A 10501-nucleotide genomic window follows, 5' to 3' on the forward strand; every position below is an offset into this window, starting at 1 on the left:
ATGTCAGCATACTTTTTGAAACACCACCAAAATTCAGTCTGGAGAATTTAAAGTTGGAGAAAAAATCCCGACCGAACTTGAATTAATTGAAACTTTTGAAGTAAGCCGTTCTGTCATTCGCGAAGCAATTACTGAGTTGCGTTCATTAGGATTTGTCGAGACTCGTCACGGAATTGGTACTTTTGTCAAAGAGCAGACAGTTGAGCAAAATTTTCTGTTGTCTAATGCCAGTTTAGAAACCATTAATGACATTATTTCCCTGCTTGAGCTTAGGATTAGTCTTGAATCTGAAGCTGTCTTTTTAGCATCTGAGCGCCGTAAGCAAATCCATATTGATAAAATGAAAGCTGCGCTTGAAGACTTTGAACGACATATTTCTTCAGATGCAAATGATGGTACGGTAAAAGCTGACTATGATTTCCATATTGCCATTGCTGAAGCTTCTGAAAACCAATATTTCGTTGATTTTTTAAAGTATCTTGGCGAAAAAATTATTCCACGTGCACGTGTTAAATCTATTGAGCAAAGTCCTGAAAATCGCGAAGAATATTTAAAAGCGGTTCACCATGATCATGTCAATATTTATAACGCAATTGTCGATCAGGACGGATTATTGGCCCGACAAATGATGCGAGCTCATTTGTCTAAGAGTATTAAAAAGTTTAAGCAGTAAAGCTTGAGCTAAGATCAAGATAAAAAAGAGAGCCTGTTTAGCTCTCTTTTAATTTTTTGGGTGTTATTTACAGCTAAAGTTTTCGGCTTTTTCGCTATCGCCTTGACCATTGTAACGGGCAATCAGCGGGTAAGGGCAAAGTGGACGGGTGCGGTCAGGCGCCCAGTCTTGAGGAAGTTCAGTATTCACTTGACCACTCGGGTTACCTGCACCGCGTGCAGTTGCAATGATTTTGTCAGGTGCTTGCCCATATTCCACCCAATTAACTAAAGCAGTCAATGCGTCAAATTGGTCGGTCGCAATGCCATCACGGGTATGGTTCATACCCGGAACTCTAAAGAAACGCGCAAATTCAGGCGCTGTACCTTTCGCATCATTTTTATAGTGTTGTAGGAGTTGATCGTACCAATTTTGGGTGTCATCTACAGAGAAAACGCCATCTGCTGTGCCTTGTACCACAATCATTTTTCCACCGTGATTACGGAGTTTATCTAGATTGAGTTCATCGGGTGGCATCATGAAAGACATCGAACTTTCGGTATACACATCATTGGTTGCCGAGAGTTTTGGATAGTCGGTATCGAAGTTAAAATTAAAGGCAAATTGTCTAGAGTTTTGAGTCACGGTTGGGTCTGGTGGGACTTGAAAAAGAATGCCGACTGCAACGGGGTCACGTGCTGTTCCCACCGAAGATTCGAATTTCCAGCTTGCCCAGTTACTACCGACTAAACCGGGGTCGAAAGGCTGGGTTGCATAGAGCGCTTGTCCAGCAGAGTTTACAGGACCACGGTAAATGTTGGCTAATACATCAATTTGTTCGGTGCTTAAACAAGTACCATCTCTTGTGCTTGAGCAAACGGGTACATGCTTATGAATATCAAAAGCCGTACGGCAAGCCTCGACATCTTGAACTAGTCCATCTGCGACACCGTCCAAGGCATCGCATCGATCTAAAATCGCTTTTGCTAAAACTTTACGCTCTGGAAGAGTAAGTGCGGTACTTAGGTCATTTTCATCTGTTGCGACACGACGGAGCTGCTGTGCTGTATAGAGTTGAGCCGCAGCTGCACGAGGTAAGTGAAAACCTGGTGTACTTGCCAAAATTCCATCATATTGATCACCCAAACGAGTTGCAGCAATCATGGCATGACGCCCACCGTTAGATGTACCGCCTGCATAGGAGCGGTCTGGCAATTTACCATATGCGGCTTTAATTAGATTTTTTGCCATAGGCGTGAGTTTGGTAATTGCACCATAACCGTAGTCAATTCTGGCTTGAGGGTCTAAACCAAACATTGGATTTTGTGAAGCATTATGTCCTGCGTCGGAAGAAATGACCGCAAAACCATCATGTAGGGCATTGGTGAGTGGACCGCCGCTGCCGACCTGACCTGTGGCAGGGACTAAATTGCCATCGGTTCCGCCATTACCTTGATAGAGGAAACGGCCGTTCCAGTCTATTGGTAAGCGCATTTCAAAACCAATTTGATAAGTTTGTCCATCGACAGGGCTTACCCGTTGATCCATATAACCTTTGACCAAACAATGTGCACCAATCGGTTTGTTGGCGACAGTCAATGTACCTGCTTCTTGAAGGGTAGCTGAGCTAATAACGGTATTGTTGTAATGAAATCCGATTAAGTCTGAACAGCTTCCTGTCATTTTTACGCCAACAGCAGGAGATAACTGCGGTGGTTTGGTTGTTGACGGAACCATTGTGTCATCATTATCACTTCCACAGCCTGCCAAAGAACTAAGCATGGCAAGAACCAAAGCGGAGCGGGTCAAAATTCGTTTATTGTTGGTGTAATTCATTTATTCATCTCCTTATTGAATGAATGTTTGCAATTAATCTAAAACCAAAAAATTAGCTGTGCTTCGTGCAATCATTTTGTTGTTTTGCCAAGCTTCACTTTCGAGATTCAGTACGGTTTTGCCTTGTTTAATGAATCGGCATTTTGTAATGACTTCACCCACAGCACAGGGCTTTAAAAAATCCATCGTTAAATTGATGGTGGTGGCGGGTTTACGGTCATAGGCGAGATATGCAAAAAGTCCCATCACATCGTCAAGCATGGCGCAGATCATGCCGCCTTCAACGGTGCCGCGTGGATTGGTAAAACTTTCTAGCGCCGTGTAGTGGATGGTGAGTTCAGTGTTTTGGTCATTCCAATGGATATTATGTCCACCCAAATGGTGATGGATGGGCGGTAAGTGTTCTAAAGTTTTTTGATCCATAATGAAGGCTCCATCCTTTTTGTAGGTGTTATAAAAATTATTATTTCAGGGTATAGGCATCATAAATAACTGCTTTACCCAAGCGCATTGCACTGCCTACCGCAACGGTCTGATTGAGCCATGAATATTTTGGTGAGCTGGTTTCAAACTGCATGGTAATTTTGAAATAGTAGTTTTTCGGGTCCACATCTTTGCCTTGGGCAAGCTGTTTTAGCGTCTCTGCCGAGCCATGGCGGTAACCTTTGGTTTGAAGGTAAATAAGCGCACCGTCATCGGTTTCTAACAAATATCGTGTATCAATAATGGCCAGTCCTTTACTGTCAACGATTTGCCAATCTGCACCATTATTTAAAATGCGGCCCTTAAGGGATTTGCCTTCAAATGTCCCACCTGTAATGGGAATAATTCGGCGTTTACCTGCATCACTGGTCGTGCCTAATTCCCAAACAGGCGCATTTAAATCAACACTAAATTTTGCTAAAGGCTCAAGCTGAATAGGTGGAGGGCTATATTGCGTTTCGGCATGAGTCAGACCAATGAAACAAATTCCACAGAGTAGCGTTACAACTTTTTTCATGATGAATTTCCCGAAATAAAAAGAGGTTCTATGTGTGACAGAACCTCTCGTTTTGAATTATTTAAATTTCCATGTGTAGTCGATGTTGATACGGGTTTCATTAGCCGGTTTAATATTGGCAGTAATCGGCATATCATTATCATAAATTGCATAACGTGCACGTAGCCCAAGGTTTTTCAGTGGGCCATTTTGCACGGTATAACCTATGTCAAAGTCGAGTTCATCTTCCTCAAAATCGGTGCCTCCGAGTTGCGGCGCATAAATATTGCTACCATGGGTATAACGAGTCATAAAACGTAAACCCGGAACATAATCTTTAAAGTCATATTCATAACGGGCACTATAAACACGTTCTTTGGCATTTAAGAATTCGCCGGTCCATGTATCGATGGTTAAGCCTGTTTCACCGCCAGTTAGATAAGGAAAGGCCGTGTCACCTAGATGATGGAAAGTCGAAAGAATAAATTTATGGTTTTGATGCTTTAGCTCTGAGTGGCTATGGATTAGATTGTTATCTACTTTACCTGCTTTGGCAGCACCATCAGCATCACTCATATAATAACGTAGCTGGCTGGTCAGTGCGGTATCCTCATTAAAGGCATGCTTGTAGGTGACGCCCAATAATGATTGATGATATAGATCATCGACATCCATATGGAAAGCGGTAAGTTTTAGTGGATAATTATTGAGATCATAATGGCCACCGAGATAGTACAAATGGTCTGTTTCAGCTGATATATAACGGCCGTTCACCCCGGAGATTTTAATGTTTTCATAATTGGTCGAATCACGATGATTAACCTTGTCTATATAGGAGGCTTGTAAATCGAGACCCTGCACATCTTTAGACTGAACTGCAACCCCGCGATAGGTTTGAGGTAACAGGCGGGCAGGGGAACCGACAAGTACTGGTGTCATCGGTTGTAATGTACCGACGCGGACTTCAGTTTGAGCAACTTTGGCTTTTGCGGTGATCCCAATTTCCCCATATTGATCTGCTGGCTCATTGGTTCTGGCATTACGTGGCAGGTTTCCTGTACCACCATACTTTGCATCAGCATCCAGCTTAAACCCGGCAGTGGCCAAAATGTCGATACCAAATCCAATAGGGCCTTCGGTATAACCTGACTGGGCTTTTAAAATGAAGCCTTGGCTCCAGTCCCGGAGTGCCGGATAACGGTTTTCAACCTGAAAATCGCGATCGAAGTAGAAGTTACGAGCCGTTAAATCCACTTTACTTTGCTCAATAAAACTATTGGCAAAAGCAGGTGTAGTTAAAAGTAAAAACGGTGTGATCCATAAATTTTTCATCATTATTTCATCCTGAAACATTATTGAAAATATTGTTTTTAAGTCATGCGTGTTTTATTTCCCCAAGAGTTCGCGTGCTACGATCTCCTTCATAATTTCATTGGTTCCCCCATAAATTTTTTGCACACGCGCATCGACGAAGAAGCGCGAAATTGGATATTCCTGCATATAGCCGTAGCCCCCAAAGAGCTGTAGGAGCTGGTCAATGACTTCACATTGGGTGTCAGTAATAAAACACTTCAATGCGGCCACTTCAGTCACACTTAGGGCATCTTTGCTATATAGGTCTTTACAGCGTTCAACAAATGCTTCAGCTGCAAGCGCTTTAATTTGCGCTTGTGCAAGCACAAAACGTGTATTCTGGAATTGCGATAAAGCTTGACCAAAGGCTTTACGTTCAAGCACATACTCTTTAGTAATGTCGATAGCCCCTTGGATTGATCCAAGTGCCATAAGTGAAATGCTGAGACGTTCGCGTGGCAATTCTTGCATCAGATAGCTAAAACCGTGGCCTTCTTGACCCAAAAGTTGATTTTTAGGTACATGAACTTGGTCAAAAAACAGTTCAGCAGTGTCTTGGGCATGTAGTCCAATTTTTTTCAGACTGCGTCCTTTTTTCACTCCCTCTAAATGAGCATCAACGAGTAAAATGGAAATGCCTTTGGCGCGTGCTTGCGGGTCAGTTTTTGCAACCAGTACGATTAAGTCGGCATGATGTCCATTGGAAATAAAGGTTTTAGAACCGTCCACCACATAATGATCGCCATCTAAAATGGCTTGGGTGCGAATTGCTTGTAAATCGGAACCAGCATTGGCTTCCGTCATTGCGATCGCGGTGACCACTTCACCTGAGACCATCTTGGGTAACCAATATTGTTTTTGTTCTTCGCTACCAATATTTTGGATATAAGGGGAGACAAGTTCGCTTTGTCCTCCAATACCAACTGCCAAGGCAGTAAAACCGGCTTTGGCGGTTTCTTGCACCAGCATTTGTGAATAGTGAATCGGCGCACCAAAGCCCCCGTATTCTTCAGGGACATCAACACATAAAAAGCCATTTTCCCCAAGCTTGTGCCATAGTTCACGTGGGATTAAGCCTTGTTCTTCCCAAGTTTCATAAAATGGTGCAACGTGTTCTGCTAAAAAACGTTGATAATTATCACGAAACAGCTCGAAATCACTATCTTTTTGCATAGAATTATCCTTAATTTGGATGCAAATGCCCAAGCAGCGCTATAAAAAGCGCTGCTAAACTCAGGGTAAGGGCTTATTGTTTAAGGGTTGGAATACGAATAATTAGTGGATTATTAACGTGTTTTTCATAGAGTTCCTGCACCATGCCAGCACGACGTTTCAAAATGCCACTCTGATTTAAGTTGCCTTTGTCAGTGGTTTCACCGGCATCCAGCTGTGGAGCTTCTATCATTAAATACAGCATTGATACAGTATTTGAACTGCCAGTGGCGTCTTTATTGAAGTCCACCAGGAATTGTTTAAACCATTGCTGTACTTTAGGGTGGCTCAATACTTCTTGGGCTGTCACGTGTTTAAGATCTAAACCGGCATATTCAGCACAAGCTGAAAGTTTCGGGAATATCAGAAACCCAATCGCATTCAGATTGGAACCGGTAATGCAGACATCTTGAATCAGTAGATTGCCATTAATCAGGACTTTATTCCGCAAGGTGCCTACATTAACAAAGGTACCGGTATTGAGTTTAAAGTCTTCGGCAATACGTCCGTCATACATCAGCCCTTGGCTTGGATCGTTTGGATCAACAAGCTTTACGGCATCGCCAGTACGATAAAATCCTTCTTCATCGAAAATATCAGCCTGCTGTTCTTGAGGTAGACGCCAATAATGTTTCATGACATTTTTGCCGCGAACACAAAATTCAAGTTTGTCACCACATGGTGCCAGTTTGACTTCACAGCCTGGCGCTGGGTAACCAATAAAGCCCGCCATGACTTTAGGACCTGTAGTAAATACACAAGAGGGCGCAGTTTCTGTCATGCCTAAACCACTCATAATACGGATGCGTTCACCGCAATGGTCTTGTGCAATCTGATCTAGACGGTTCCAGCCTGCTTCAGATAGTGCAGCCCCAGCAAAAAACAACACTTTGACACGGCTAAAGAATTTTTCACGGAGTTCTTCATCCTGTTCAAGTGCTACCGTGATTTCTTCCCAACCCTTCGGTACATTTAAATATACCGTTGGTGCAATTTCTTTCAGGTTACGAATGGTTTCTTCCATTTTCCCTGGCACCGGTTTGCCATCATCAATATAAATCGTGCCGCCATTGTAAAGTACGATTCCGACATTATGGCTGCCACCGAAGGTATGATGCCATGCTAACCAATCGACCAAAATCGGTGGTGTATCTTCAAATTCTGGGAAAGTTTGCAGCAACATTTGCTGATTGGTGCAGAGCATCAAATGTGTGGTCGGCACTGCCTTTGGCATTTTGGTCGAGCCAGAGGTAAATAAAAATTTGGCAATTTGATGTTCATCAATCGTGGCATAGTGGGCCTTGATATCATTGATTTCAGAATCAAGCAGTGTTGCAAAGGAGGTACATGCTTGACCACCACACTGACCAGATGTAGTGACTACTTCAATATCATCAGCATTACGGCAGTGCTCAATGGCAGTCGCAAAAGCATCCCCATCATTGGCAAAAACTAAACCAGGTGTAAGGACATCAAAGATATGTTTGAGTTTGCCAAAATCTTTGGAAATTAAAGAATAAGCTGGGGAAACCGCGGAAAAAGGAATCCCTGCAAGCATTGCCCCCATGGATAGGGTGAGATGCTCCAAATCGTTGCCAGATAAAATGACGATAGGACGTTCAGTCGATAAATGTGAATATTGTTTTAAACTTTGTGCAATACGCCATGCACGATTTGCTGTTTCGGCATATGTCAGTTCAATCCATTGACCTGAACTATCACGTTTTGCAGCAAATATGCGGTTCGGATGTGTCTCTGCATATTGAAGTAAACGGTCAGTTAATTTTTGTGGGTAAGGCTTGAGCTTTTCTTTTGGAGAAATATATAAGGTGCCGTTCTTATATTCAAAATGTGTTTCATGACTGCCTAATTTAACAAAACGTTCAGGATATTTATGCGATTGAACTGTCACGCGTGCCATTGTTATTACTCCATGTATTTTTATCTATTCTTTTCCCACGAAAAGAGTTGACCTCATGTCAACTCTTTGTATTTTCGTTAGATCGGGTAGTGACGTGGGCTTGTTTGTATAGTCACCCAACGTAATTCGGTAAATTCAGTAACAGAGACTTTACTTCCAAACCGTCCGTAACCACTTTGTTTTACACCACCAAACGGCATTTGTGCTTCATCGTGTACAGTCGCGCCATTGATGTGGCAGATCCCAGATTCGATCCGTTTTGCTACAGCAAGCGCCTGTGCTAAATCCTGGCTAAACACAGCTGCAGATAAACCAAATTCGGAATCATTTGCCAGTTCAACCGCTTCATCAACAGTTTTAAAGCGTTGTACCGTGCACACAGGGCCGAACGATTCTTCGGCATAAATCTGCATATTTTTAGTGACATTGACCACGATCGTAGGTTGCATGATAGCACCGTCGATGTCCAAACCGAGTGGTAAATTTGCACCTTTTTCACGTGCATCTTCAATTAGCTTTCCAATACGTGCAGCTGCTTTTAAGCTTTCCAGCACACCAAGTGGGGCATCACTCTCAAGTGGATTGCCAGCGCGAATAGTTTTGACTTTCGCCACGAGTTTTTCGATAAAGATATCCGCAATTTTTTCCTCTACCAGAACACGTTCTGTGGACATGCAGATTTGACCCTGGTTAAAGAAAGCACCGAAGGTTACGGCATTGACAGCTTCATCTAGGTCAGCCTGATCAAGCACAATTACAGGTGCTTTTCCACCAAGTTCGAGCAGGACCGGTTTTAAATATTTAGCTGCTGTTTCAGCAATAATTCGGCCCACATGGGTTGAACCGGTAAAATTAATACGCTTGGTCAGTGGGTGGCTAATTAAGCGTTCCACAATTTGAGGGGCATCTTGGGCCGCATGAGTGATGACATTGACTACCCCATCTCCGATCCCTGCCTCATGTAACACTTCTCCAATTAGACGATGTGTTGCAGGGCATGCTTCAGATGCTTTAAGAACCACAGTGTTGCCACAGGCAAGCGGCATAGCTAATGCACGTGTGGCAAGAATCACAGGGGCATTCCATGGTGCCATCCCGACGATGACACCACAGGGTACGCGAATGCCCATCGCCATGTTGCCTGGTACATCTGATGGAATAATACTACCATCAATCTGTGTGGTCATAGCTGCAGCTTCGCGTAGCATATTGGCCGCAAGGTGAACATTAAAACCATACCACGTTGCAGTTGAACCTATTTCATGAATCGCAGTCTGAATAAATTGTTCAGTTTTTTGATCCATCAGGTCCGCCGCTTTGAGTAATTTTAAACGACGGTCTGTTGGAGAAAGGGCAGACCATGTTTTAAACGCCTCGTGTGCGGATTCGATCGCACGATCAACATCCGATAAAGTTGCAGCAGCGCTGATTGATGCAACCGAGCCATCGATCGGGCTGATTCTTTCAAAAGTTTGTCCTGAGCTTGCTGCAACGGATTGACCGTGAATAAGTAACTGTACGTTTTGCATGGCAAATGTTTCCTTACATGTCCATCATGACGAATGTGTATTGAGACTGCTTAAGCAGGGCGTTTGTAAGCTTGAAGACCTGGCTTGATTGACTTGTCATCAAGGAATTGCTTCAGACCTTGTTCACGACCACCTTCATCATCACGATGATTACATTGATCCAGTTTTGCATATAAGTAATCTTCGTTTTGTTCCCAAGTCAGTTCACGGCAACGTTTGAAACCATTTTTCGCGGTACGTAGTACAACCGGGTTTTTCTCAAGTAAGTTGTTAGCCAGTTCAGTTACTTCAGCACGAAGTTGCGCAAGTGGAACACTCTTATTCACTAAGCCCATATTGGCAGCCTCAACACCTGAGAAGGTTTTACCCGTCATGATGTAGTACATCGAAGTACGGTGACCCACAGTATCTGCCATTGCTTTGCTTACCAGGTTGCCCGGTGGGATACCCCAGTTGATTTCAGATAAACCAAAGGTTGCTTCGTCTGCTGCAATGGCAAGATCACATGCGACAAGTGGAGAGAAACCACCACCAAAACACCAACCGTTTACCATAGCAATTGTTGGTTTTGAATAGAAACGAAGCAGATGCCACTGCCAGCGAGATGCATCACGGCGAATACGTTCTTGGAAGATCTCTGGTTGATTATCGACTTCGCGGAAGTATTCTTTTAAGTCCATGCCAGCTGTCCAGGAATCTCCGGCGCCGGTCAAAACAAGTACACGTGCTTCAGGGTCTAATTCTAGAGTTTCGAGTACATCGATCATTTCTTTGTTCAATGTTGGGCTCATTGCATTTTTCTTTTCTGGGCGGTTTAAGGTTACCCATGCAATGCCTGCATCCACTTGTACGTCAACAGTTTGCCAGCGGTTTTGATAAGACATGTGTTGCTCCTTGATGTTTGTTTATGTCCTGATGAGGTTTAAGATAATATCAGTTAAACTTACATTCAAGTATTATTTTGAATATTTAAAAAATAATTTATAAACCAATGTAATTTAGGGTCTGTTGACACTTAC

Annotated in this window: 8 protein-coding genes and 1 pseudogene; 1 reads left to right on the plus strand and 8 read right to left on the minus strand. The window is 43.2% G+C overall.

Features of this window, described 5'->3' with window-relative positions; genetic code table 11:
* Positions 1-28 precede the first annotated feature (28 nt).
* Positions 29-673: pseudogene (locus G5T77_RS14450) on the plus strand (FadR/GntR family transcriptional regulator); the annotation flags it as partial.
* A 63-nt stretch (positions 674-736) separates the two neighbouring features.
* Here the strand turns inward: G5T77_RS14450 and G5T77_RS14455 are convergent.
* The 8 genes from G5T77_RS14455 to G5T77_RS14490 all read right to left on the minus strand — a co-directional run bounded on the left by G5T77_RS14455 (position 737) and on the right by G5T77_RS14490 (position 10366).
* The gene (locus G5T77_RS14455; RefSeq protein WP_166138540.1) at positions 737-2488 is read right to left on the minus strand and encodes a tannase/feruloyl esterase family alpha/beta hydrolase; all 1752 of its coding nucleotides are present in this window, start codon (positions 2486-2488) and stop codon (positions 737-739) included.
* A 33-nt stretch (positions 2489-2521) separates the two neighbouring features.
* Positions 2522-2911, minus strand: a complete 390-nt coding sequence (locus G5T77_RS14460; protein ID WP_166138543.1) for a PaaI family thioesterase — start codon at positions 2909-2911, stop codon at positions 2522-2524.
* Positions 2912-2951: 40 nt separating this feature from the next.
* A complete protein-coding gene (locus tag G5T77_RS14465) occupies positions 2952-3488 on the minus strand; it encodes a DUF3237 domain-containing protein (RefSeq protein WP_023897053.1) in 537 nt (178 codons plus the stop codon).
* Between the two features lie 57 nt (positions 3489-3545).
* Complete coding sequence (locus G5T77_RS14470; protein WP_205683246.1) at positions 3546-4799, minus strand: OprD family porin; 1254 nt, start codon at positions 4797-4799, stop codon at positions 3546-3548.
* Between the two features lie 54 nt (positions 4800-4853).
* Positions 4854-5993, minus strand: a complete 1140-nt coding sequence (locus G5T77_RS14475) for an acyl-CoA dehydrogenase family protein (RefSeq protein WP_166138548.1) — start codon at positions 5991-5993, stop codon at positions 4854-4856.
* A gap of 73 nt (positions 5994-6066) precedes the next feature.
* Positions 6067-7953: a feruloyl-CoA synthase gene (locus G5T77_RS14480; protein ID WP_166138550.1), complete on the minus strand. Its 1887-nt coding sequence runs from the start codon at positions 7951-7953 to the stop codon at positions 6067-6069.
* Positions 7954-8030: 77 nt separating this feature from the next.
* On the minus strand, positions 8031-9482 hold the full coding sequence (locus G5T77_RS14485; protein WP_166138553.1) for an aldehyde dehydrogenase: 1452 nt from the start codon (positions 9480-9482) through the stop codon (positions 8031-8033).
* A 50-nt stretch (positions 9483-9532) separates the two neighbouring features.
* Positions 9533-10366 carry a p-hydroxycinnamoyl CoA hydratase/lyase gene (locus G5T77_RS14490; RefSeq protein ID WP_099337170.1) on the minus strand — a complete coding sequence of 278 codons (834 nt, stop codon included), beginning with the start codon at positions 10364-10366 and terminating at the stop codon, positions 9533-9535.
* Between the last annotated feature and the right edge of the window lie 135 nt (positions 10367-10501).

Origin of the sequence: Acinetobacter sp. GFQ9D191M (assembly GCF_011174875.1) — a bacterium.
Lineage (GTDB): Bacteria > Pseudomonadota > Gammaproteobacteria > Pseudomonadales > Moraxellaceae > Acinetobacter.

Coding starts and splice junctions, on each gene's coding strand:
- G5T77_RS14455 (WP_166138540.1), bottom strand. CDS start 2,488: ATGAATTACACCAACAATAAACGAATTTTGACCCGCTCCGCTTTGGTT.
- G5T77_RS14460 (WP_166138543.1), bottom strand. CDS start 2,911: ATGGATCAAAAAACTTTAGAACACTTACCGCCCATCCATCACCATTTG.
- G5T77_RS14465 (WP_023897053.1), bottom strand. CDS start 3,488: ATGAAAAAAGTTGTAACGCTACTCTGTGGAATTTGTTTCATTGGTCTG.
- G5T77_RS14470 (WP_205683246.1), bottom strand. CDS start 4,799: ATGAAAAATTTATGGATCACACCGTTTTTACTTTTAACTACACCTGCT.
- G5T77_RS14475 (WP_166138548.1), bottom strand. CDS start 5,993: ATGCAAAAAGATAGTGATTTCGAGCTGTTTCGTGATAATTATCAACGT.
- G5T77_RS14480 (WP_166138550.1), bottom strand. CDS start 7,953: ATGGCACGCGTGACAGTTCAATCGCATAAATATCCTGAACGTTTTGTT.
- G5T77_RS14485 (WP_166138553.1), bottom strand. CDS start 9,482: ATGCAAAACGTACAGTTACTTATTCACGGTCAATCCGTTGCAGCAAGC.
- G5T77_RS14490 (WP_099337170.1), bottom strand. CDS start 10,366: ATGTCTTATCAAAACCGCTGGCAAACTGTTGACGTACAAGTGGATGCA.